General features: G+C 72.1%; 18 protein-coding genes. 6 read left to right on the top strand and 12 right to left on the bottom strand.

Annotation, left to right across the window (positions count from 1 at the left end):
* Positions 1 to 131: 131 nt before the first annotated feature.
* The 12 genes from ACIBCU_RS05040 to ACIBCU_RS04985 all read right to left on the bottom strand — a co-directional run bounded on the left by ACIBCU_RS05040 (position 132) and on the right by ACIBCU_RS04985 (position 16,350).
* A complete protein-coding gene (locus ACIBCU_RS05040; protein WP_362937083.1) occupies positions 132 to 1,493 on the bottom strand; it encodes a PP2C family serine/threonine-protein phosphatase in 1,362 nt (453 codons plus the stop codon).
* Positions 1,494 to 1,495: 2 nt separating this feature from the next.
* The gene (locus ACIBCU_RS05035; RefSeq protein WP_399229287.1) at positions 1,496 to 4,231 is read right to left on the bottom strand and encodes a tetratricopeptide repeat protein; all 2,736 of its coding nucleotides are present in this window, start codon (positions 4,229 to 4,231) and stop codon (positions 1,496 to 1,498) included.
* Positions 4,228 to 5,565, bottom strand: coding sequence for a hypothetical protein (locus tag ACIBCU_RS05030; RefSeq protein ID WP_399229285.1), 1,338 nt, complete (start codon positions 5,563 to 5,565; stop codon positions 4,228 to 4,230). The genes ACIBCU_RS05035 and ACIBCU_RS05030 overlap by 4 nt, the downstream gene beginning before the upstream one ends.
* Before the next feature lie 47 nt (positions 5,566 to 5,612).
* A complete protein-coding gene (locus tag ACIBCU_RS05025) occupies positions 5,613 to 6,653 on the bottom strand; it encodes a glutamate ABC transporter substrate-binding protein (protein ID WP_399229283.1) in 1,041 nt (346 codons plus the stop codon).
* An 11-nt stretch (positions 6,654 to 6,664) separates the two neighbouring features.
* Positions 6,665 to 8,056, bottom strand: coding sequence for a hypothetical protein (locus ACIBCU_RS05020; protein ID WP_399229281.1), 1,392 nt, complete (start codon positions 8,054 to 8,056; stop codon positions 6,665 to 6,667).
* Between the two features lie 296 nt (positions 8,057 to 8,352).
* Positions 8,353 to 9,321: a BadF/BadG/BcrA/BcrD ATPase family protein gene (locus tag ACIBCU_RS05015; protein ID WP_362937098.1), complete on the bottom strand. Its 969-nt coding sequence runs from the start codon at positions 9,319 to 9,321 to the stop codon at positions 8,353 to 8,355.
* Positions 9,312 to 10,577 carry a 6-phospho-beta-glucosidase gene (locus ACIBCU_RS05010; RefSeq protein ID WP_362937101.1) on the bottom strand — a complete coding sequence of 422 codons (1,266 nt, stop codon included), beginning with the start codon at positions 10,575 to 10,577 and terminating at the stop codon, positions 9,312 to 9,314. The genes ACIBCU_RS05015 and ACIBCU_RS05010 overlap by 10 nt, the downstream gene beginning before the upstream one ends.
* A gap of 5 nt (positions 10,578 to 10,582) precedes the next feature.
* The gene (locus ACIBCU_RS05005; protein ID WP_362937104.1) at positions 10,583 to 11,482 is read right to left on the bottom strand and encodes a carbohydrate ABC transporter permease; all 900 of its coding nucleotides are present in this window, start codon (positions 11,480 to 11,482) and stop codon (positions 10,583 to 10,585) included.
* Position 11,483: 1 nt separating this feature from the next.
* Positions 11,484 to 12,482, bottom strand: coding sequence for a sugar ABC transporter permease (locus ACIBCU_RS05000; RefSeq protein ID WP_362937107.1), 999 nt, complete (start codon positions 12,480 to 12,482; stop codon positions 11,484 to 11,486).
* A gap of 11 nt (positions 12,483 to 12,493) precedes the next feature.
* The gene (locus ACIBCU_RS04995) at positions 12,494 to 13,834 is read right to left on the bottom strand and encodes an ABC transporter substrate-binding protein (protein WP_399229278.1); all 1,341 of its coding nucleotides are present in this window, start codon (positions 13,832 to 13,834) and stop codon (positions 12,494 to 12,496) included.
* A gap of 143 nt (positions 13,835 to 13,977) precedes the next feature.
* On the bottom strand, positions 13,978 to 15,138 hold the full coding sequence (locus ACIBCU_RS04990) for an ROK family transcriptional regulator (protein WP_362937113.1): 1,161 nt from the start codon (positions 15,136 to 15,138) through the stop codon (positions 13,978 to 13,980).
* Between the two features lie 147 nt (positions 15,139 to 15,285).
* Positions 15,286 to 16,350: a mechanosensitive ion channel family protein gene (locus tag ACIBCU_RS04985; RefSeq protein ID WP_399229276.1), complete on the bottom strand. Its 1,065-nt coding sequence runs from the start codon at positions 16,348 to 16,350 to the stop codon at positions 15,286 to 15,288.
* Between the two features lie 318 nt (positions 16,351 to 16,668).
* Here ACIBCU_RS04985 and ACIBCU_RS04980 point away from each other — a divergent pair, with 318 nt between their 5' ends.
* From ACIBCU_RS04980 to alc, 6 genes are all read left to right on the top strand, one after another.
* A complete protein-coding gene (locus ACIBCU_RS04980) occupies positions 16,669 to 17,205 on the top strand; it encodes an HNH endonuclease (protein ID WP_104785722.1) in 537 nt (178 codons plus the stop codon).
* Between the two features lie 285 nt (positions 17,206 to 17,490).
* The gene (locus ACIBCU_RS04975) at positions 17,491 to 17,823 is read left to right on the top strand and encodes a hypothetical protein (RefSeq protein ID WP_362937119.1); all 333 of its coding nucleotides are present in this window, start codon (positions 17,491 to 17,493) and stop codon (positions 17,821 to 17,823) included.
* Positions 17,824 to 19,965, top strand: a complete 2,142-nt coding sequence (gene malQ, locus ACIBCU_RS04970) for a 4-alpha-glucanotransferase (RefSeq protein ID WP_399229273.1) — start codon at positions 17,824 to 17,826, stop codon at positions 19,963 to 19,965.
* Between the two features lie 38 nt (positions 19,966 to 20,003).
* A complete protein-coding gene (locus ACIBCU_RS04965) occupies positions 20,004 to 20,216 on the top strand; it encodes a hypothetical protein (RefSeq protein ID WP_015577166.1) in 213 nt (70 codons plus the stop codon).
* Between the two features lie 79 nt (positions 20,217 to 20,295).
* A complete protein-coding gene (locus tag ACIBCU_RS04960) occupies positions 20,296 to 21,255 on the top strand; it encodes a LysR family transcriptional regulator (RefSeq protein WP_399229269.1) in 960 nt (319 codons plus the stop codon).
* Between the two features lie 59 nt (positions 21,256 to 21,314).
* Entirely contained in the window at positions 21,315 to 22,460 is a 1,146-nt protein-coding gene (alc, locus tag ACIBCU_RS04955; RefSeq protein WP_399229267.1) for an allantoicase, read from the top strand.
* The last annotated feature ends 187 nt before the right edge of the window (positions 22,461 to 22,647 follow it).

Here is a 22,647-nt window from a genome sequence, read left to right as displayed (position 1 = left end):
TCCACATATGTCGGAAGAAGACAGGTGGGCGGACAGAGTTCAGGGCGTAGGACGCGGGCACGGGGCGCGGGACGAGCAGGGAGCGGGGACAGGGCGGAACGCCGGCCGCCAGCCGGCGGACCGCGAGCGGCTCAGGCCGATCCTGCCCCTCGCGCCGCCACGGCGAACGGCAGCAGCGCCACTGTTACGTTGTCGTGGCCCCCGCCGTCGAGGGCATGACCGACCAGCACCTGGGCGCCGTGCAAAGGCCGTTCGTACGCGTCGGCCGGCACGGCCGCGGCCATCTCGGCCGCCGCCTCCGCGTAGTTCCACAGGCCGTCGGTGCACACCACCACCAGGCCGGGCCGGTCGGGCTTGAACGACGCGGTGTGCGGCTCCAGTTCGTACGCGTCGGCGCCGAGCCAGCCCGTGATGGCGTGGGCGCGATCGTCGGCGTACGCCTCCGCCTCGTTCATCAGGCCGGTCGCCACCATCTGCGCCGCCCAGGAGTCGTCCTCCGTGAGCCGGGCCGGCGGATGGGAGCGGTCCTCGGGGACCCAGTAGACACGGCTGTCGCCGACCCAGCCGACGACCAGCAGACCGCCGGCCATGATCGCGCCGACCAGGGTGCAGGCAGGGGCGTTCTGATGGCGGTGCTGATCGTGCTCCAACGCCTGACCGGGGTCCTGGGCCAGGGCGTTGACGGCCTCGGACGCGGCCAGGATCGCCTCGTGCATCGCCTGCTGCGCGTGCGTGCCGCGCGGCAGCGACTCCAGCAGTGACTCGTTGGCGGCGCTCGCCGCCGCGGCCGACGCCTCGTCGGGGCGGCTCGCCGACGAGACGCCGTCGCACACGATGGCGACGACGGCCGGTGAACCGTCCGGCAGCGCGGTGGAGGACACCGCGAACGCGTCCTCGTTGCGGTGGTGGCGGAGACCCCGGTCGCTGACCGCGGCCACCGAGCCGAGCTCCTGCTCCATGTGGTCGCGCTCGCGGGGCTGGGCGTGGCCGCAGTTCTCGCAGTAGCCGTCGGTGTCCACGTGGCCCGAGCGGCAGGCCACACAGACCTTGGCACCGGACGCCGCCCCACCGGCGGTGGCGTGCTCCGCGGTACGGGGGTCGGGGGCGGCCAGTTCGAAGTCGGCGGAGGCGCCGGCCCGAGCGGCCCCTTCCGGGGCGCCCGGCTCGTCGTAGCGGACCGTCGCCCCCTCCGCGGCGGGCAGAGGCTTGCCGCCCGAGTCCACCCCCGGGAGATCGGCCGGGCGGTGCGTGGGCGCAGGCATGTCGGAGCTGTCCGTCTCGGAGGCGGAGGGCCATTCCACCGGACCGGCGCCGGCGGGCGCTCCCGGGCGCTGCCCGGGCACCGTGATGGCGACCGTCGGACGGTCGGCGGGCGGCGCCGGCACGGCCGAGAGGTCGTAACCGCACGCTCCGCAGAACAGGTCGCCCGGCTCCAGCGGTTCCTCGCAGCTGGGGCACCCCGGCAAGGAGGCCTGCTGGTGGCTCTGTGACATCTTCACACCCAGGTCCGGGGGCGGAAACGGTTGGCCCGCTCCACCAGTTCGATCCTCTCGTCGCCCCGCTGCGCGAGCCGGGCGAGCATCCGGTACGAGCGTTCGAGGCCGAACCTGAGGCCCCGCTCGTCCAGCTCGCTGCCGAGCACCGTCCTCGGCCCCGCGGCTGCGGGAGAGGGCTGGGCCGACGGCTGAGCCGTGGGACTACCGGAGAGTACCCAGTCGAGCGCCGTGCCGAGTACCTCGGTCGACAACTGCTCGCGTCTCACCGCGTCCAGGCCGTAGCCCCGCAGCGCGGTCACCTGGTCCGCGGCGGCCGACAGATCGTTGATCAGCGGCTCGTGCGGGGCCCGTTCACGGAGCCGGGCCCGTACCGCGGCGACCCGGGCCGCCGTGTAGTGGATCGACGACTCGGGCACGGACTCCAGGGTGCGCACGGCGGCGGGCCGGTCGCCCGCGGCGATCTGCACCCGGGCCAGACCGAACGCCGAGCTGACGAAGCTCGGGTCAGTCGCCCACACCAGGCGGTAGTACTCCGCGGCGTTGTCCAGCTGCCCCAGCACCTCCGCGCAGACACCCAGCGCGAGCTTCGGCGCGGGCTCGCCCGGGAAGGCGTCGTAGACCGCGTCGAAGGACAGCGCGGCGTTCTCGTTGTCACCGGTCACCAGCGAGGTGATCCCGCGGTACCAGACCACCCGCCAGTCGTCCGGGTGCTGGGCCTCCACGGCCGTCAGCGCCCGGACCGCGGAGTTGAGTTCGCTCATCTCCAGGCGGGCGCGGAGCTCCCGCAGCCGGGTCTCCAGCGAGGCGGCGGGCACGGAGTGCAGGGCGGAGATCAGCTCCGCGGGCGCCGACGTCATCACCCCGGCGAGGAAACCGGCGTTGGGGTCGTTCGGGTCGACCCGGGGCACGGGCAGGGCCAGCGAGGTCGCCCGCGCGTCGAACGCGGCGAGCCGGGGGCCGCCCGGGTACACGGCAGGAAGCGCCCCTGGCCCCTGGATGGGCGAGCGAGGCGCCGGGACGGCCGCCTGGGGCTGCGGATATGCCACGGCGCCGCTTCCCGCGCTGCCCCGGACATGGGTGTCGGGCGCGTACAGCGGAGCGGCGCCGGGCGGTGGGCCCTGCGGTGCGGGGGCGACGGCGGGGGCGGCCGTCAGCGACGGGGCGGGGAGTGTGACCGCGGGGACGGCCGCCGCCCGTCGGCGTCCGACGCGTCCCGCGCCGCCGGACGGGCCCGTCCGGGCGCCGAGCCGCGACACGTCACCGGTCAGCTCCGCGAACAACGCCGTGTCCGTCACGCGCATCTCCGTACCGAACAGGGTCGAGAGCGCCGGGCGCGGACGCCCCGTCTGCACGGCGACCACCTCCCGCAGCACACCCGTCAGCTGCTCCGCCATCTCCGAGGCCGACGAGAACCGGCGGGCCGGATCCGGGTCAGTGGCCCGCACGAGCAGCCGGTAGAACGACTCGTACCTCCGGAACACCTCGATGTTGTCCGGGTCGGGGAGCGAGTCCACGAAGACGTTCGTGTACCCCTGGAAGTCGAAGGTCAGCACCGCGAGGGTCCGAGCGACCGTGTAGAGGTCGGAGGCGACGGACGGGCCGACCTCGGCCACCTCGGGCGCCTGGTAGCCGACGGTTCCGTAGATGGCCGACTCGTCGTCGTCCATCCTGCGCACCGCGCCCATGTCGATGAGCTTGAGCTGGTCCTCTGTCTGGATCGCGTTGTCGACCTTGAAGTCGCAGTACAGCACGTTGCGGCTGTGCAGGTGGCCGAGCGCCTCCAGCGCCTCGATGCCGTACGCGCAGGCCTGCTCCACCGGCAGCGGGTCCCGCTTGCCGGCCGGTGTGCGGCGCTCGTTGGCGATCTCCTTGAGCGACTTCCCGCCGACGTACTCCATGACGATGTAGCCGTCCAGCGAGCCGGTGCGCTGGTCCAGGTGTTCCACGAAGTTGTAGATGCGGACGATGTTGGAGTGCTCGATCTCCGCGAGGAAGCGCCGCTCGGAGATGGCCGCCGCCATGGCGTCCTGGTCCCCGGTGTCCAGGAGGCCCTTGAGGACCACCCAGCGGTCGGAGACCGCCCTGTCCACCGCGAGATAGACCCAGCCGAGCCCGCCGTGCGCCAGGCAGCCCGCCACCTCGTACTGCCCGTGCACGATGTCGCCGCCGCGCAGCTTCGGCACGAAGGAGTACGGGTGACCGCACTTGGTGCAGAACCCTTCGGTACGGCCCGGCCGCTCCCCACGGGACCGGCCCACCGGCGCACCGCAGTCGGAGCGCGAGCAGAATCGCTTCCGCTCGGGGACCTCGGGGTTCTCCATCACGGCCGTGTGCGGGTCGGGCCGCGGCACGTCGGGCACGAGCACCAGGCCCGCGCCCAGCCGGCCGCGCCCGGAGGAGGAACCCGTCGAGATGCCCGAGGAACGCACCGACACCGAGCGGGACGTGGAGCTTCCGGACAGGGAGCGGGAGAGCCGCCCGGACACCGAGCGCCGGGAGGTCGACGAGCGGGACGAGGACCGGGCGGACGCCTGCGAACCGGTCCGCTGCGAGGTGCTGCCGCTTCCCCGGCCGCCCGCCGCCCTGCCACCTCCCGCGATGCCGGTGGGCGGTGAACTCACCATGCCCGTCGGCGACACGACCGGCGCGAGGCCGCAGGTGTCGCAGTACAGCTCGCCGCCGCCCATGTCCTCGTAGCTGCCCTCGCACGTGGGGCGCTGGCACTCCGTACTCATGATGTCTCCCCCTGTCCGTCGTACTCGCCCCGACGGCGCGGTGTCAGCAGATCGGTGGCGGCCTGCTGGTAGCGCAGCACCGCCTGTTCGGCGACGCGCAGATCGCACGGGGCGCTCCACAGCATCCGGCGGGCCGCGTCGTACCGCTCGATGAGGAGCGGGTCCTCCGCGAGGCCGTGCCGGGCCACCTTCGCCTTGTACGCGTCGAGCCTGCCGCGCAGCTCCGCACGGACCGCGAGCGGCGCCGTGACGGACGTCAGCGACTCCCGGGCGCGCAGCAGTTCGTCCTCGGCCTCCCGCTCCAGCGAGTCCAGCAGCGGCGACAGCCGGTTCCACTGGGCGTGCCTGCGGTATTCGGAGGCGGCGGCCAGCCGTTCCTGCAGAGCGGTCGGCGGGCCGCTGACGGCGGGCACCTCGGAGGCGGCGATCTTCGCCAGCACCTCGCCGCGCGCGGACCGGGCCTCCGAGAGCGTACGGTCCGCGCGGGACAGGACGTCGCGCAGCTGGACCAGGCGCTGTTCGGCGTCCTGCCGGACCGCGAGCACCGCCTCGATCTCCCGCCGTACGTCCTCCAGGGCGCGGGCCGCCCGGTCGTAGCGTGTGGTGTCGGGACGTCCTCCGCCGGGCGCGGCACTGCCGGGGCCCGGCATCCAGAACGCCAGCGGATCGGAGATCACCTGCACCCGCAGTGTGGTCAGCTCGTGGGTGATCGACTCCAGGTCGTCCCCGGCGGGATGTTCCCCGGGGCGCACCCCTACGGAGTGCGCCAGCGAGCGCGTGCGGCGCAGCTCCGCGGCGAGCAGGTCTATCCGGGCGGGCAGCGCCGACCACACGGAGTCCGCGGCGACGACCATGTCCAGCGAACGGGCGTACAGGTCGTTCATCCGGGCGACCAGCTCCTCCAGCGTGAACCGCTCGGAGAGTCTGGCCGGGCCGCCGCCGGAGGGCCCCGGGCTGACCGCTCCCGGGTTCGCGACGGTCACGCTGTCACCGCGCAGGATGTCGGTGAGGGCCGCCAGGTCGTCCTTGCTGGGGTAGCGGCGCCCGGACCGGATCTCCCGGGCCCTGGCGAGCGCACCCGCGTAGGCGTCGAAGTACCCCCACAGCAGCGTGATCGACTGCTCGGTCGTGGCCCAGCGTCCTTTGGTGACGCCGGTCAGATCGGCGCCCTCCAGGAGCCGGCGGCCGGCGTGGTCCTGCAGGGCGAGGAGCGAGGTCTCGATGGCCTCGTGCTCCGCACCGAGCCGGGCCAGCGCACGGTCCGCCTCGTCCCGGTCCATGACCGGGCCGGGGGGCCTCCCCGCGAAACCGGGGAAGGATCCCGCCACGCCCATCGATCACCTCTCCGTTCCGGCCGCCGGACCCCAGGGCCCGGACAGGTTCAGTTGCTGCGGTACTTGGGTGCCGGGGGGCCCTTGATGCCGGGCAGCCCCTCCGCCAGCCAGGTGCGGTACGACGTCATCCAGGGGCTGTCCGCACCGCCCTGGCGGTACTCCGCCAGCACCTGGTTGACCCGCGCCACCAGGTCGTCGGCGCCGAGCTTCGCGGCCACGCCGTAGTACTCGGTGGTGAACGGCTTCTCGCCCTTGAGCTCCACCGCGGGGTCCTGGGCCGCCTGGCCGGCCGCCAGCGCGTTGTCCGTGACCACCGCGTCGACCTCACCGAGCTGCAGCCGCACCAGGCAGTCGAGCTGGTTGGGGACGGTCAGCTGGTCCTCGTCCAGCTCGGTGTCGTCGTGCTCGTCCTCGAAGACCGCGCCGAAGGACTTCTCGTTCAGCGCGTCGTACGCCGTCGAGCCCTCCGCCGTGCAGACCCGCTTGCCCTTGAGGGACTCGTCGTAGCCGGTGATCGTCGACTTCCTGGGCGCCAGGACCTGCTGGCCCGCCTGGAAGTAGGCCGTGGAGAACGCGACCTGTTCGGCGCGCTTGCAGTTGATCGTCATCGTGCGTACGACGACGTCGACCTTGTCGTTCTCCAGCGCGGCGATGCGCTGGTTGGTGGGGATGGCACGGAAGATCACCGCGTCGCGGTCGCCGAGGATGTTCTCCGCGATGGCCCGCACCAGGTCGATGTCGAAGCCTTCGAGCGTGCCGGACTCGGCCTCCGGGTTCCGGTAGCCCCACCGGAAGCTGTTCTGGTCGACACCGGCTATCAGCTTGCCGCGCTTCCTGATCTTCTCGATGCTCGGGCCGTCGGCGCTCGACGCCGGCAGGCTCGCCTCCGGGTCCTTGCACTCCTCGGCCTTCGCGGGCACCGCTGAGGTGGCCCCCTGCCCGGTGCGCAGCCCGCCCAGCGTCCCCTCGCCGTGCGCCAGTGGTAGCAGGGTGAGCGAGGCCGTGACGGCACAGGCCACCGCCATGCCCGTCACACCGCCCCAGCCGCGCAGTCTGCCACGTGAGGCCCAGCCCTTCGGCCTGGTCATCGCTCGTCCCCTCACCGGTACTCCGAGAGCCTGCGGTTGACCCCGACTATCACGGCGACCGCACCCAGCACGGCGAGGACGGCGGCCCCGGCCGGCAGTCCGCCCAGGGCCCCGCGGCCGTCCTCGGCCGCCGCGTCGAACTGGTCCTGTTCATGGGCGAGGGCCGTCTCCAGCGCGTCGTCGACCTTCTCGAAGGACTCACCCGTGGAGTTCTCCGGGTCGATGATCTGCACCAGCGCGCTGTCGTAATCGCCTTGGTCGTCCGTTGCCCTGGCCTTCTTGTGGCGGTCCTGCCACTCGGACACACTGTTGATGGCGGCCTCCACCGGCCCACTCCCCCCGGAGTCGTCGCCGGCGAGCTTCTCCGCGCTCTCGAGCTGTGTGCCGAGTGCCTTCATACCCGTGCTGTAGTCGGTCTCGTACTTGTCCTGCTTGCCGTCCGGGGTCAGGACCGCGCCCCGGGCGACCAGCGTGAGGTTCTCGTTGGCCCGTGCCTTCAGCGAGTTGATCCTGGCCTTGTTGAGGACGTCGAGTGACTGCTGCCCGTTCACCATCGCGCTATGCAGTTCCGCCCTGGCCACCGTGTGCCCCACGGCCAGCCACAGCAGCACCACCGTGGCCGCGGCCGTCGCCGCGAGCAGCCCGTGGTTGAAGACGCGGTTCGTCCTGCGGTAGTTGCGCCGCTGCATCCACACCAGCGCGGCCAGCGCCACGATCCCGGCGGCCAGCGAGAGGAAGGGCCAACGCCGCGCGTCGGCCGAGTCGGTGGAGAGCCGGCCGGTCTCCGCCGCGTACAGCCGCTCGGCCGCCGGGAGGATCTCGTTCGTCATCTTCTGGTTGGCGTACCGGAGATAGGCGCCGCCGAGCGGCAGCCCCTGGCGGTTGTTGGCCCGGGCCCGCTCGATCAGCCCCGTGTACTCGGGAAGCAGCTCGCCCAGCGTGGTGATCTCCCGGTGCGACGAGGTCGAGGCGTCGGTGCTCGCCGCGGCCTTCACCAGCAGCCGGGAGGCCTCCTTGATGTCCGCGTCGTACTGCGCCAGCACGTCCTTGGGCTCCTGCGCCCCCGCCAGGAAGCCGCTCGCGGCCATCGTGTCCGCGTCGGCCAGCGAACGGTAGATGCTCGCGGCGGCCGCGCTCAGCGGCTGACTGCGTTTCACCACGTCGTCGGCGGACGAGGACCGTCCGGAGATCTCCGTGACGGTGACCGCGCCGAACACCACGACCAGCAGGGCCAGTGCGGCGCCGAAGATCTGCAGCCTGCCCGGCTCGGTCGTCGCCGCGGCGCGCAGCCGGTCGACGGCCACGGACAGGGCACCACGGCGCTGCGCGGGTACGGTCACGGGCGCGGCCGGCGCATCCGGCTCGGGCTCCCGCAGTGCGGCCCCGCTCGGCGGGTATGTCACTTGACCTCCCCCTCGGTCATGACGACGGCCCGGGCCCCCGGCCGATCGGGGGACGACTCGTCCTGGCCTGAAGTATGGCCCCAGGGGCCGCAGTCCACCAGGAATGCCCGGATCCCGCCCCCGCCCCTCCCGTATTCGATCAGGACGAGCGCGAGCGATCAAGGCGATCGGCCGGGCGGGCCTCTGAGCAGACTGATCTCCCTACCGTGAACACGTTCGGGACAGCTGATCGGTTCCCGTACGCGAGGGGCGCCCCGCGCGGCACAGCCACGGGACGCCCGACTCCTCCGGCCCTCTCAGGCGTACTGCGTCCGCAGCCTGTCGTACGCCGCGGGGGCGGCCCCCGTGTGGTCAAGACCCAGCAGCCCGGCGCCCAGCACCGGCGGAGCGGAGACGACCCGGACCACCGCCTTCGGTGCGCGCACGGCGAGGAGTTCACCGATCCTGTCGTCCAGAGCGGGGTGGCGGGCCGCCAGCACGCTGCCGCCCAGCACCACCGGCACCTCTTCCTCCAGCAGGCCGAGCCGGGCCAGCGAGACGGCGGCCATCGCCACCACCTCGTCGCCGAGCCGGTCCACGAGGCCGCGCGCGATCCGGTCGCCGGCCGCGCCGGTGGAGAACAGCACCGGTGTCAGCTCGTGCCGGCGGGCGTACGGGATGTGCCCCAGGTGCAGCGCCTCGATCAGGGCGTACATCGAGTCGAGCCCGAAGTGCCCGGGCAGGGTCCGGGTCAGCTCGGTCGGCTCGCCGCGCCCGTCCTCGGCCCTCGCCGCGAACCACAGCGCCTCCTCGGCCAGCCCCGAACCGCCGCCCCAGTCACCGGATATCCGGCCGATCGCGGGGAAGCGGGCGGTCGCTCCGTCCGGACGCATGCCGACGCAGTTGATCCCCGCACCGCACACCACGGCGACGCCGCGGGGCTCGTCGACCCCCGCGCGCAGAATCGCGAAGGTGTCGTTGCGCACCTCCACGGTGCCGCCCCAGCCGCGGCCCTCCAGCGCCTCGGCCAACTCCTCCTCCTCGACCGGGAGATCGGCGTTGGCCAGACATGCCGACACATGGCGAACGCCGTCGACTCCCGCCTGCGCGAGGGCGGGCCGGACCGCCTCCGCCAGCCCGTCGACGGCGGTGCCGATCCCGACGACAGGCGGCTGGAAGCCACCCCCGCGCCCGGTGCCGAGGACGGTCCCGTCGGCGCCGATCACGGCCACGTCGGTCTTGCTGTTGCCCGCGTCGATCGCGAGCACATGTGCGGTCAGGCCCACGCCAGGTGCTCCCGGTTGTGCGCGATCAGCTTGTCGGTGAGCGCCTCGGCATACTCGAACTGTCCGGTCAGCGGGTGGGCCATCAGCGCCTTGAACACCCGGTCGCGGCCGCCGCGCAGCGCGGCGTCCAGGGCCAGGTCCTCGTACGCGGTGACGTGCCCGATCAGCCCGGCGTACAGCGGGTCCAGGGAGGGCACCGCGAGCGGTGTCGCGCCCGTGCCGTCGACCCGGGCCTGGACCTCGATCACCGCGTCGTCCGGCAGGAAGGGCAGCGTCCCCTTGTTGTACGTGTTGACCACCTGCACCGCGGAGCCACCCCCGCCGAGCAGTGCGGACGCCAGGTCGACGGCCGCCTCCGAGTAGAAGGCGCCGCCCCGCTTGCCCAGCAGTGCGGGCTTCTCGTCCAGGGCCGGGTCGCCGTACATCTCCAGGAGCTCCTTCTCCATCGCGGCGACCTCGGCCGCGCGGGACGGCTTCGTGCCGAGCTCCCGTACGACCTCGTCGTGCGCGTAGAAGTACCTGAGGTAGTACGACGGGACCACGCCGAGGCGGTCGACGATCTGCCGGGGCATGCGCAGGTCGCCGGCTATCGCGTCACCGTGTTCCGCGAGGAGCTCGGGCAGGACGTCCTTGCCGTCCGGGCCGCCCAGGCGCACCCCGAGCTCCCACGTCAGGTGGTTGAGCCCGACATGGTCGAGGTGGACCTCGCCCGGCGTCACGTCGAGCAGCGCGGCGAACTTCCGCTGGAAGCCGATCGCCACGTTGCACAGACCGACGGCCTTGTGCCCGGCCTGGAGCAGTGCCCGGGTGACGATCCCGACCGGGTTGGTGAAGTCGATGATCCAGGCGTCGGGGTTGGCGCGGCGTACCCGCTCGGCGATGTCGAGGACGACCGGGACGGTGCGCAGCGCCTTGGCGAGACCGCCCGCCCCGGTGGTCTCCTGGCCGACGCAGCCGCATTCGAGCGGCCACGTCTCGTCCTGGTTGCGGGCGGCCTGCCCGCCGACGCGGAGCTGGAGCAGCACGGCGTCGGCACCGGCGACCCCGGCGTCCAGATCGGAGGTGGTGACGATCCGTCCCGGGTGGCCCTGCTTGGCGAAGATCCGCCGCGCCAGGCCGCCGACCAGCTCCAGCCGGTCGGCCGCCGGGTCGACGAGCACGAGCTCCTCGACCGGCAGGGTGTCCCGCAGCCGCGCGAAACCGTCGATCAGTTCGGGGGTGTAGGTGGACCCGCCGCCAACTACTGCGAGCTTCATGCTTCTCAGCCCTTTACTCCGGTGAGGGTGACGCCTTCGACGAAGGCCTTCTGTGCGAAGAAGAACACGATGATGACCGGCGCCATGACGAGCAGGGTCGCGGCCATCGTCAGGTTCCAGTTGACCGCGTGGGCGCTCTTGAAGGACTCCAGGCCGTAGCTCAGGGTCCAGGCGCCCGGGTTCTGCGCGGCGTAGATCTGCGGTCCGAAGTAGTCGTTCCAGCAGTAGAAGAACTGGAAGAGCGCGATGGCCGCGATGCCGGGCTTGGCCATCGGTACGACGATCTTGAGGAGCGTGCGGAACTCACCGCATCCGTCGACCTTCGCCGACTCGATGTACTCCTGCGGAATGGTGAGCAGGAACTGCCGCAGCAGGAAGATCGAGTAGGCGTCGCCGAACGCCATGGGGATGATCAGCGGCCACAGCGAGCCCGACAGGTGGAACTGCTGCGCCCACACCAGGTACATCGGGATGATGATGACCTGCGGCGGAAGCATCATCGTGGAGATGACGAGGATCATCGCCGTACGCCGGCCGCGGAAGCGGAACTTGGCCAGCGCGTAGGCGACCGGCACCGACGAGCACACCGTGAACACCGTGCCCACGAGCGCGTACATCAGTGAGTTGCGCCACCAGCCGAGGAAGCCCGGGGTGTGGAAGACCGTCGAGTAGTTCGACCAGTTCCAGGAGTCGGGCCACAGGTCGCCGCTCATCGCCTGGTCGTCGCTCATCACCGAGGTGAGGAGGACGAAGACGAACGGCAGGACGAAGAACAGGGCGAGCGCGACGGCCACGGAGTGGACCGCGATCCAGTTCAGGACGCGCTTGCGGCGGTGCCGGGCGGCGTCGGGGCCGCTCGGGCGGCTTGCCACGGCGGTGTCCGGCCTGGTCAGGGTGGTGGTCATTTCAGTCCTCCGCCGGGATGAGGCCGACGCTCTTGCGCATCAGCAGAAGGGTGACGGCCATGGCGATGGCGAAGAGCACGAGCGAGAGGACGCACGCGGCACCGGTGTTGAAGTTCTGGAAGCCCATCGAGTAGACGAGCTGCGGCACCGTCAGGGTGGAGTGGTCCGGGTAGCCGGGCTGGATCACGGTGCCGGGGCCGATGGAGACGCCGGAGGCGAGCTTCCCCGCGACGAGGGCCTGCGTGTAGTACTGCATCGTCTGCACGACGCCCGTGACGACGGCGAACAGCACGATCGGCGTGATGGCGGGCCAGGTGACGTAGCGGAACTTCGTCCAGGACCCCGCGCCGTCCAGGTCGGCGGCCTCGTACTGCTCCTTCGGTACGTCCAGCAGCGAGGCCATGAAGATGACCATCAGGTCGCCGATGCCCCACAGGGAGAGCAGTACCAGCGAGGGCTTCGACCAGTTGGGGTCGTTGAACCAGTTCGGGCCGTGCAGGCCGATCCACGAGAGGATCTCGTTGACCGGTCCGGTGGACGGGTTGAGCAGGAAGACGAAGGCGACGGTGGCCGCGACCGGCGGTGCCAGGTACGGGATGTAGAAGGCCGTGCGGAACAGCCCGACCCCCGTCTTGATCTTCGTGATCAGCAGGCCGACACCGAGACCGAACACCACGCGCAGCGCGACCATCACCACGACCAGCCACAGGGTGTTCCACAGGGCCGGGCCGAACAACGGCATCTGCTCCAGCACGTACTTCCAGTTGCGCAGCCCGACGAAGGTGGGCGCCTTGATCTGGTTGTAGTGCATGAACGAGAAGTAGACGGTCGCGATCAGCGGGTAGCCGAAGAAGACCGAGAAGCCGACCAGCCAGGGCGAGAGGAACCCCAGGGTGCGCAGCCGCTCGCGGTTCCGCTTGCGCCGCAGGGGGGAGTTGCGGGGGGCCGGTTCGGTCCCCTGTCCGGCGGACTTCGCCGGGGTGGAGAGGGAAAGTGCCATGACTCGGCTCCTCAGTTTTCCGACTGGAGGTTGTCGGCGTCGATCTGCTCGTCGAGTTCCTTCAGGGCGCCGTGCAGGTTCTTGGTCCTGCCCGCTTCGACGGACTGCGAGAAGTCGCGGAACGAGGTGATGTACTGACCGCCGTTGTTCGAGGGCGGGACTGCTTGGCTGTGCGGGTTCTGCGCGATCTTGATGAAGGCGCGGAAGGCCGGGTCGGGGTCCAGGTCGGGCGACTTGAGCGCGTCGAAGGTGGACGGCACGTTGTGGATCGCGTTGGCGAAGTGGACGACCGCCTCGGTGTCGATCGTCAGGTACTTCACCAGCTCCCACGCCGCGTTCTGGTGCCGGCTGCTGTGCGCGATGCCGGCGACGGTGCCCGTCAGATAGCCGCGCCCGTAGGTGTCGGCCTGGTCGTCGGGGACCGGCAGAGGGGCGACCCCCCAGTCGAACTCCGCCTTCGCCTCGTCGAGCATCAGGCCGCGCCACTCGCCGTCCAGGTGCATGGCGAGCTTGCCGGTCAGGAAGCCGTTCTGGGACGACATCTCGTCACCGAAGGTGGCGCGCAGCCGCTCCATGGCGTTGTAGCCGCCCTGCGCGTCGGAGATCCCGCGCATGGTGGTGAAGAACTGCTCGGTCCTGGGCTCGTCGGCGAGCTTCGCCTTGCCCTCGCCGTCGAAGTACTGCGGGCCCCACTGCGCGAACATCCGGTCGGGGGAGTTCTGGTAGAGCTGGAAGTTCGGCATGAAGCCGGCGCGCTCGAGCGAGCCGTCCTTCTTCTTCCGCGTCAGCTTGACCGCGTCGGCCTTCATCTCGGACATGGTGCGAGGAGGCCGGCTGATGCCCGCCTCCTCGAAGGCGTCCTTGTTGTAGTACATGCCGAAGGCGTCGGCGAGCAGCGGCGTCGCGCACTGGACGCCCTCGTACCGCGTGTAGTCCAGCAGGGTCTTCGGGAAGACCTTCGCCTTGTCGATCCCGCTCTTCCTCAGGAAGGGGTCGAGATCCGCCCACATGCCGGAGGAGCAGTACTGGCCGACGTTGTTGGTGGTGAACGAGGTGACGACGTCGGGTGCGTCGCCGCCCCCGGCCCGCAGCGCCTGGTTGATCGTCTCGTCGCTGACGTTGCCGGTGGAGACGACGTCGATGTTGGGGTGGAGCTTCTCGAACCGGGCGATGTTCTCGTTGATCGCCTTGACCTCGCCGGGCGCCGACCAGCCGTGCCAGAACTTCAGCGTGACCGGTTTCGTGGGGTCGTCGGTGTTGCTGCCGGTGCTCGGATTCGCGCAGCCGGACAGCAGCAGGGCGGCTGTGCCGAGCGCCAGGGGCACGCGGATACGAATGCGCCGTAGCGCCATGGCGGACTTCCTTCGCGGGGAGGAGGGGCGGGTGGTGAAGCGTGGAGGTACGGCTCGGAACCGCGGCGCGCAGGGGCTCACCGGGCATGGGGGTGCCGTACGGACCACCGGGTGCGGGCGGTACGGCGGGTCGTCGGGAGGGGTCAGGCGGTGTCGAAGGTGCTGTCGCGCGCCTGGGCGAGGGCGGTGCGCAGGGCGCCGGTCAGTATCGGGTCGCCCTCGATGTCGCTGATGCGGAGCAGCGGCCTGGGCAGTGCCAGTCCGGTCATCTCGGCCTCCACCCGCTTGCGCAGGTCGTCCCCGCCGGCCTGCGCCACGGAGCCGGAGAGCACGACCAGCTCCGGGTCGACCACGGCGACCACGGAGGCGAGGCCCGTGGCGAGCCTGCGGGCGACCTCGGCGGACACGGCCTCGTCGGCGAGGGCTTCGGCCAGCGGCCTGCCTCCGGCCAGGTCGCGTACGGCGGGGGAGGAGACCTGGCTCTGGAAGCCGCCCCCCGCGTCGGGCCCCGCCCAGTCGGCGGCGCCGCCCCGGGCGAGCGGGGCGCCGGGCAGCGGCATGTAGCCGATCTCCCCCGCACCGCCGGTGGCACCGCGCAGGAGGGTGCCGCCCAGCACGATCGCGGCGCCGACGCCCTCGTCGACCCAGGCGAGCACGAAGTGGTCGTGGTCCTGCGCGGCGCCCTCGTACTGCTCGGCGACGGCGGCGAGATTCACGTCGTTCTCGATGACGACCGGCCTGCCGACCACCTCGGCGAGGTCGGCGAGCAGGGTGCGGGAGTGCCAGCCGGGCAGATGGGGCGCGTAGCGCAGCTGCCCGGTGTGCGGGTCGATCGCGCCCGGAGTGCCCACCACCACGGCGGCGAGGTCGTCATGGCCGAGACCGGTCGGACGCAGGGCCCCGTCCACGGCCTCGGCGACGAGCTGGGCGGTGCGGTGCCGTACGTCCTCCGCGACCGCCTCGGCCTCCACACGGCAGGAGCCGACCACCGCGCCGGTGATGTCGGCGATCACGGCGTCGATCCCGGTGGGCCCGACGGAGAGCGCCGCGACATGGGCGGAGGCCGGGTTGATCTCGTAGAGCACGGCGTTCGGTCCGGGGCGCCCGCTCTGGCTGCCCGTCGAGCGGACCAGGCCCGCCTCCTCCAGACGCGCCAGCAGCTGGGAGGCGGTGGGCTTGGAGAGCCCGGTCAGCTCGCCGATGCGCGTGCGGGTCAGGGGCCCCTGGGTGACGAGGAGATCGAGCGCCGCCCGGTCGTTCATGGCACGCAGAACGCTGGGGGTGCCTGGTGTGGTTCCGGCCATGAGCGACGCGCCTGCCTCTGTTAGGAAACTTTCCTATCGGTGAGAGGAAGGTATGGCGGCGCCACCGGGGCGTCAATGGGAAGCGCCCCCGTGGCAACCAAAGCGTTACCTGCGGGGGCGCTGTGCGCACCGGATGTCCGGCGCCGGCTACTTCGTGAGGTTGGCGGGCGGGATCGGGGTCGCCGCCAGCGACTGCGGCGACGTCGCCGACGCGTACGCCGAGGGGGCCGACACGGCCGCCGTCGGATCGGTGACGGTCTCTCCGTCCGTGTGGAGGGGGATGGTGCCGATCATCATGATCCCGGCGGCGTCCAGCGCCTGCTTGATGCGCCAGCGCAGTTCGCGCTCGACGCCCAGCGACTTGCCGGGCATGGTCTTCGCCGTGACCCGCAGGGTCATCGAGTCGAGCAGCACCGCGTCCAGGCCGAGCACCTCCACCGGGCCCCAGAGCCGCTCCGACCAGGGCTCTTCCTTGGTCATGGTCTCGCCGGCGCCGGCGATCGCCTTGCGGACCGACTCCAGGTCCTCCGTCGGGCGGACCGTGACGTCGATACCGGCCGTGGACCAGCCCTGGCTGAGGTTGCCGATCCGCTTCACCTCGCCGTTGCGCACGTACCAGATCTCGCCGTTGTCGCCCCGCAGCTTGGTGACCCGCAGACCGACCTCGATCACCTCGCCGGAGGCGACACCCGCGTCGATCTGGTCCCCGACGCCGTACTGGTCCTCCAGGATCATGAAGACGCCGGAGAGGAAGTCGGTGACGAGGTTGCGCGCGCCGAAGCCCAGTGCCACACCGGCGACCCCCGCGGAGGCCAGCAAGGGGGCCAGGTTGATCTGGAAGGCGCCCAGGATCATCAGGGCCGCGGTGCCGAGGATCAGGAACGACGTCACCGAGCGGAGCACGGAGCCGATGGCCTCGGAGCGCTGGCGGCGGCGTTCCGCGTTGACCAGCAGGCCGCCGAGGGCCGTGCCCTCCACCGCCTGGGCGCTGCGGTTCATCCGGTCGATGAGGTTGGTCAGGGCGCGCCGGATCAGGTAGCGCAGCACGATCGCGATGGCCGCGATGAGGATGATCCGGAGGCCGGTGTTCAGCCAGGTGGACCAGTTCTCCTCGACCCAGCCTGCGGCGTTCCCGGCCCGCTCGGCGGCTTCGTCCAGCGAGCCCGCGGCCCCGGGGGACGGAGCCGCGGCCAGGAGGGCGGACAGGGACACGACGGGGACCTCCATATGGGGCGACAGCAGACCAACCACAGTAACGAAGGCGGGGGGCCGGTTCGTTGCCGTCGGGGAGGGAGAGACACGTCTCACCCGGGGTCACGGCGGGTGTGGCCGATCCCTCAGGGGGGCCGCGGCCCCGTTCACACACCTGTTCCGGGTGTGCCCGGGGCGTGCGTACGGCCGGACGGTGAGAAAAATCCCTCCGGCCCGTTACCCGCACGTGGTGGCGCTCGGACCAGGCATGAGGAGAGACTGAGATCGGATCGTCCCGGCGCGAGCCACGCGTCGCCGGCGTACAAGGAGGCATCCACCGTGCCGCACGTCCTGGTTCTCAACGCTTCGTACGAGCCGCTCGGCGTCGTACCTCTCCGCCGCGCGCTCGTCCTCGTCCTCGAGAACAAGGCCATCTGCCTCGAGGAGTCCGGCGCCTTCATGCACAGTGCCACCCGTGCCGTGCCGGCGCCCAGCGTGGTCCGCCTCAAGCGGTTCGTGCGGGTCCCGTACCGGGGGCCCGTCCCGCTCACTCGCCGGGCGCTCTTCGCGAGGGACGGTGGCCGCTGCATGTACTGCGGGGCCGCCGCGACCAGCGTCGACCACGTCATTCCCCGCAGCCGCGGCGGGCAGCACGCCTGGGACAACGTCGTGGCGGCCTGCCGCCGCTGCAACCACGTCAAGGCGGACCGCCACCTGCCGGAGCTCGGCTGGCGGCTGCGCCACCAGCCCGCGCCGCCCAGCGGTCTCGCCTGGCGGATCATCGGGACCGGGCACCGGGACCCGCGTTGGCTGCCCTATCTGCAGCCCTTCGGCGCGGACGACGTGATGGCCCGGATCGACGGCGTTTCCGCCTGAGGAACCGGGCCGTCGACGTATCGGAGGCCGCCGCGTCACCCGGCCGGGTGAGCGCGGCGACGTCCGGCGGGCGGGTGCGGGCCGGGACCGGGTCCAGGGCGCCCTTGCCGCGGGGAAGGCGCCGCCGAGTGGCTGAAAACGGCCCATACCTGACGCGCCGGGGAACGAAGTGTGACCCACGGCACGTTGGAATCGTTGTCATAACGCCTATGTCACGTCCACGTCTGCTCCCGCGCCCGCTGGGTAGGTCTGCTGTGTCCTGTTGTCCACGGCCAGGAGGCCAACATGCCCGCTTCTGCGCAGCTTCTGCTCTCCGCCCTCTCCAAACAGGTGCCTAGCCCCATGGGTTCCGATCCGATGGCGGGCAAGAAGCCCTCGACCTTCACCGCCCCTCCGATGATCAGTGAGCTGCCGCTCGCCGATGTCTCCCACCTGATCGGTGAACCCGCGCCCGCCGACAGCGCCCCGCTCCTCAGCGAACCCCCGCTCACCAGCGAGCCTCCGCTCGCCGACGCCACACCCCTCACGAGCGAGCCACCGCTCGCCGCCGTCGCCCCTCTGACCAGCGAGCCGACAGCACCCGGCACCGCAGGGGGCATGGAGTCCCCAGGAGTCTGAATGGGCTTGTCCCGGCTCGCCGCACTGCACGGCGTCGCCACCTCCTTCTCCCCGTCCGCGGATGTCACGGTGTCCGTCCCCGACGACACGGTCACGGCCGTGCTCGCCGCCCTGGGCGTCGACGCCGACACCCCCGCGGAGGTGCGGAGATCACTCGCCGCAGCCGAATCGGCAGCGGCCTCCCGACTGCTCCCGCCGACGGTGGTGGCCTGGTCGGGGGAGCCGCTGCCGGCCGCGCTCACCGCGCTGCCGCCCGGCGCGCTCCTGACGGTCGACCCCGAACCGGGCGCCACCGACGCGCGGTCGCCCCTGCGCATGCGGGTGCTCCCCGCCACCGACGCGAACACGCCGACGACGCCCACCTGGTGGACCGAACCGCCCCTGGGCGTCCACCGGCTGACCGTCCGTACCGCGGACCGCCGCTACGCCACCGCCACGCTCGTCGTCGCTCCGGACCGCGTACCCCAGCCGCCCGTCGGCACGCACGGATTCCTCGTCCAGCTCTACTCGATGCTGTCCGCCCGTTCCTGGGGCATGGGCGACCTCTCGGACCTGGCCGACCTCGCCGCCTGGGCGGGGCGGACCCTGGGGAGCGGGTTCGTCCAGGTCAACCCGCTGCACGCCGCCGTACCCGGCAGCCCGACCGACCCGTCCCCGTACCGCCCCTCCTCCCGCCGCTTCCCCGACCCCGTGCATCTGCACATCGAGTCGATCCCGGAGTACGGCCACGTCGCCGAGCCCGGCAGGGCGGCCCTGGACGACCTGCGCCAGGAAGCCGCGGCCCTTCGCGAGGCCGTGCTGAACAAGGGCGCGCTGATCGACCGGGACGCCGTCTGGGCGCTCAAGAAGCAGGCCCTGGAGATCATCCGCGGGGTCCCCCTGACGCCCGGCCGTCGCGCCGCCTACTGCGACTTCCTCGCCGAGCAGGGACAGTCCCTGGAGGACCATGCCCTGTGGTGCGCCCTGGCCGAGGTGCACGGCCCCCTGTGGCGTGCCTGGCCCGAAGGGCTGGGGGACCCCCGTTCCCCGCAGAGCGCCCGCGCCCGCACCGAGCTGCTGGACCGGGTCGACTTCCACTGCCGGCTCGCCTGGCTCACCGACACCCAGCTCGCTACGGCCCAGAGCGCCGCGCGGGAGTCCGGGATGACCGTCGGGATCGTCCACGACCTCGCCGTCGGCGTCCACCCCGACGGCGCCGACACCTGGGCCCAGCAGGACGCCTTCGCGCAGGGCATGTCCGTCGGCGCGCCCCCCGACGCCTTCAACGCCCACGGCCAGGACTGGGGGCTGCCCCCCTGGCGCCCCGACGCCCTCGCGGCGTCCGGCTACGCCCCCTACCGCGACCTCCTGCGCGGTCTCCTCGCCCACGCCGGAGCGCTGCGCATCGACCACGTCATGGGCCTCTTCCGGCTCTGGTGGGTGCCCGAGGGGCGCCCGCCCACCGAGGGCGCCTACGTCAGCCAGGACGCCGAGGCGATGCTCGCCGTCCTCGTCCTGGAGGCGCACCGGGCCGGTGCCGTCGTCATAGGGGAGGACCTCGGCACCGTCGAGCCCGGCGTACGCGAGGCGCTCGCCCGGCGCGGGGTGCTCGGCACCTCCGTGCTCTGGTTCGAGCGCGACTGGGACGGCACGGGGCGGCCGCTGGCCCCCGAGAAGTGGCGCGAGGACTGCGTGGCCACGGCGACCACCCACGATCTGCCGTCCACCGCCGCCCGCCTGACCGGCGATCACGTGACGCTCCGCCACCGGCTGGGGCTGCTCACCCGGAGCCTGGAGCAGGAGCTGGCCGAGGACGCCGCCGACACCGCCGAGTGGCTGGCCTACCTGGCCCGGCTCCGGCTGCTGCCCGAGGGCGACGGCGACGAGGAGGCGGCCGTCCGCGCCGTCCACCGCTTCCTGCGGCGCACCCCCGCCCGGATGGCCGGGGTCTGGCTCCCGGACACCGTGGGCGACCGCCGGCCGCAGAACCTCCCCGGGACCTGGGACCAGTACCCCAACTGGCGCCTGCCCATCGCCGACGCCCAAGGCCACCCCGTCACGCTGGAGGAGATCACCGCCTCGCCCCGGCTGCACCGGCTCATGGCCGTCCTGACGGATGGCCACCAGTCCCGTACGGCACCCCCGGGCGCGCGCCCCTCGTAGGCGTTCGCTACGTTTGCACCGTGGACAAGAAGAACGCTATGCGCGCCGGCGCCGTCGCGGCCGGTACGACGCTGATGATGCTGCTCATGTCGTCCCCGGCGCTCGCGCTGACCCGCGACGACGGTGACGACCCGGGCCCGGGGCTGAACGTGCTGGAGACCCTCGGCCTCTACGTCGCGCTCCCGATCGTCCTGTTCCTGGTGATCGCGGGACTCGTCATGGTCCTCGACAAGTCCAAGAAGCAGGCCTAGCAGGCTCTTCCGAGTGCGCCGCCGGTACGACGTACCGCGCGGCGCATCGGCATGTCCGGGCGACGGGTAGGTTTCGGCCATGACCGAGTGGGACGTCAAGAAGCTCCGCATCCTGCGCACCCTGCGTGACCGGGGCACCGTCACCGCCACGGCCGAAGCGCTTCGCATGACCCCGTCGGCCGTCTCGCAGCAGCTCACCAACCTCTCCAGGCAGCTCGGTGTACCGCTGCTGGAGGCGCAGGGCCGCCGCGTCCGGCTCACCGACGCCGCCCATCTCGTACTGCGCCATGCGGAGGCGGTCTTCGCCCAGCTGGAGCGGGCCGACGCCGAGCTGACCGGCTATCTGCGGGGAGAGGCGGGCCAGGTGCGGGTCGGTGCCTTCTCGACCGCCGTTCCCGCCCTCGTCGTGCCGGCCGTGCGGCTGCTGGAGGCCGGGGACCGGCCCGGGCCCCAGGTGCGCGTGCGGGAGGCGGAGGCGGCCCAGGCGTACGAGCTGCTGTCGGCCGGCGAGGTAGACCTGGCGCTCTCCCTGGCAGCACACGCCCCGACGGCCCGGGACCCCCGCTTCGCCCGGCTGCCGCTCCTCGCCGACCCGCTGGACGTGGCGCTGCCCGCCGGTCACCGCCTCGCCGGGTCGCCCGCCCTGAGGCTGGCCGACCTTTCCCGGGAGGCCTGGATCTTCGGCGGGTCCGGCCCGTGGTCGGAGATCACCACGGCCGCGTGCGAGGCCGCGGGATTCGTCCCCGAGCAGGCCCACAGCGCCGCCGGCTGGACGGCGATCCTCGCCATGGTCCGCGCGGGCATGGGCGTCGCTCTGGTCCCCCGGATGGTGTCGGCCTCCGACCGGCCGCGCGACGGCGTGGTGATGCGGGTCCTCGAGGAGGACCGGCCCTGCCGTCATGTCGTCGCGGCGGTGCGGCAGGGGGCGGAGCGCGGTCCGGCGGTCGCGCGGGTGCTGGGGGCGCTCCAGCGGGCGGCGGAACAGATCGTTCAGCAGGACGTTCAGCAGGACGTTCAGCAGAACGTTCAGAAGAACTGAAAGGATCGTACGAAAACTTTCGATGGACCTGATCGGTGTCGCGGCAGCACAGTGGGGACATGCCCACCGACAAGATCCAGACGGAGTCCCGTTCCACCGACCCGCACGCCAACGACGCGGCCCCCTACGGCGGCGGTGACCCCTACGCCGACTACCGGACCGGTGACTTCCCCTTCACCGAACTGGTCGACCTCGCGGACCGCCGCCTCGGCGCGGGGGTGATCGCGGCCAACGACGAGTTCTTCGCCGAGCGCGAGAACCTCCTGATCCGCGAACCCGCCGTCTTCGACCCCGAGCGTTTCGGCCACAAGGGCAAGATCATGGACGGCTGGGAGACCCGCCGCCGCCGGGGCGTGGACGCGGAACACCCCTTCCCCGCAGCCGAGGACCACGACTGGGCGATCGTCCGGCTGGGCACCCCCGGGATCATCCGCGGCATCGTCGTCGACACCGCGCACTTCCGCGGCAACTACCCGCAGCGCGTCTCCGTCCAGGCGACGGCCGTGGAAGGCGCCCCCGGGACGGAGGAGCTCCTCGCCGACGACGTGAAGTGGGAGGAGCTCGTCCCGCCGACCCCCGTACGCGGCCACGCCGCCAACGGTTTCGAGGTCACGGGCGGCCGCCGCCACACCCACCTTCGGATCTGCCAGCACCCCGACGGCGGCATCGCCCGCCTCCGCGTCCACGGCGAGGTCGTCCCCGACCCGGCCTGGCTCGCGGCGCTGGGCACGATCGACCTGATCTCGATCCTGAACGGCGGCATGTACGAGGACGCCTCGGACCGCTTCTACTCCTCGCCGGCGCAGATCATCCTGCCCGGCACCTCCCGCAAGATGGACGACGGCTGGGAGAACCGCCGCCGCCGGGTCCGCGACACGAACGACTGGGTGCGCTTCCGGCTGCCCGCCCAGGGCGCGGTGCGCGCCGTCGAGATCGACACCGCCTACCTCAAGGGGAACGCGGCCGGCTGGATCGGCCTCCAGGGCCGCGACGGCGAGAGCGGCGAGTGGTTCGAGATCCTCCCGCGCACCCGGCTCCAGCCCGACACCCTGCACCGCTTCGTCCTCGGCACCGAGGCCGTGGTCACCCACGTACGCCTGGACGCCTACCCCGACGGGGGCGTGGCCCGGATGCGTCTGCACGGCTCCCTGACGGAGGCGGGCGCCGCCGAACTGGCCCGCCGCTACGAGCAGTCGGCCTCGTAGCCCCCTGCTGCCGCCCGGCGGACGGCAGCGCTTCGGCGCCTGCCCGCCGGGCGGATTCCAGCGCGAGGACCGTCCGGGCCGCCGACGATCCGCAGCGTCACCGACGAGGTGAACACCACGGACGCCGCTTCCGGGGCCGACGGCGACGACGCCAGGACCACAGCTGACGGTACGGGCACCGCCCGTG

This window comes from Streptomyces sp. NPDC051064 (genome assembly GCF_044455985.1).
Classification (GTDB): domain Bacteria; phylum Actinomycetota; class Actinomycetes; order Streptomycetales; family Streptomycetaceae; genus Streptomyces.
This window is presented reverse-complemented; position numbering and strand designations above follow the sequence as displayed.

Excerpts from the sequence above, each read along its gene's own strand:
- ACIBCU_RS05040 (WP_362937083.1), bottom strand. The coding sequence starts at position 1,493 with ATGTCACAGAGCCACCAGCAGGCCTCCTTGCCGGGGTGCCCCAGCTGC.
- ACIBCU_RS05035 (WP_399229287.1), bottom strand. The coding sequence starts at position 4,231 with ATGAGTACGGAGTGCCAGCGCCCCACGTGCGAGGGCAGCTACGAGGAC.
- ACIBCU_RS05030 (WP_399229285.1), bottom strand. The coding sequence starts at position 5,565 with ATGGGCGTGGCGGGATCCTTCCCCGGTTTCGCGGGGAGGCCCCCCGGC.
- ACIBCU_RS05025 (WP_399229283.1), bottom strand. The coding sequence starts at position 6,653 with ATGACCAGGCCGAAGGGCTGGGCCTCACGTGGCAGACTGCGCGGCTGG.
- ACIBCU_RS05010 (WP_362937101.1), bottom strand. The coding sequence starts at position 10,577 with ATGAAGCTCGCAGTAGTTGGCGGCGGGTCCACCTACACCCCCGAACTG.
- ACIBCU_RS05005 (WP_362937104.1), bottom strand. The coding sequence starts at position 11,482 with ATGACCACCACCCTGACCAGGCCGGACACCGCCGTGGCAAGCCGCCCG.
- ACIBCU_RS05000 (WP_362937107.1), bottom strand. The coding sequence starts at position 12,482 with ATGGCACTTTCCCTCTCCACCCCGGCGAAGTCCGCCGGACAGGGGACC.
- ACIBCU_RS04995 (WP_399229278.1), bottom strand. The coding sequence starts at position 13,834 with ATGGCGCTACGGCGCATTCGTATCCGCGTGCCCCTGGCGCTCGGCACA.
- ACIBCU_RS04990 (WP_362937113.1), bottom strand. The coding sequence starts at position 15,138 with ATGGCCGGAACCACACCAGGCACCCCCAGCGTTCTGCGTGCCATGAAC.
- ACIBCU_RS04975 (WP_362937119.1), top strand. The coding sequence starts at position 17,491 with ATGCCCGCTTCTGCGCAGCTTCTGCTCTCCGCCCTCTCCAAACAGGTG.
- malQ (WP_399229273.1), top strand. The coding sequence starts at position 17,824 with ATGGGCTTGTCCCGGCTCGCCGCACTGCACGGCGTCGCCACCTCCTTC.
- ACIBCU_RS04965 (WP_015577166.1), top strand. The coding sequence starts at position 20,004 with ATGCGCGCCGGCGCCGTCGCGGCCGGTACGACGCTGATGATGCTGCTC.
- ACIBCU_RS04960 (WP_399229269.1), top strand. The coding sequence starts at position 20,296 with ATGACCGAGTGGGACGTCAAGAAGCTCCGCATCCTGCGCACCCTGCGT.
- alc (WP_399229267.1), top strand. The coding sequence starts at position 21,315 with ATGCCCACCGACAAGATCCAGACGGAGTCCCGTTCCACCGACCCGCAC.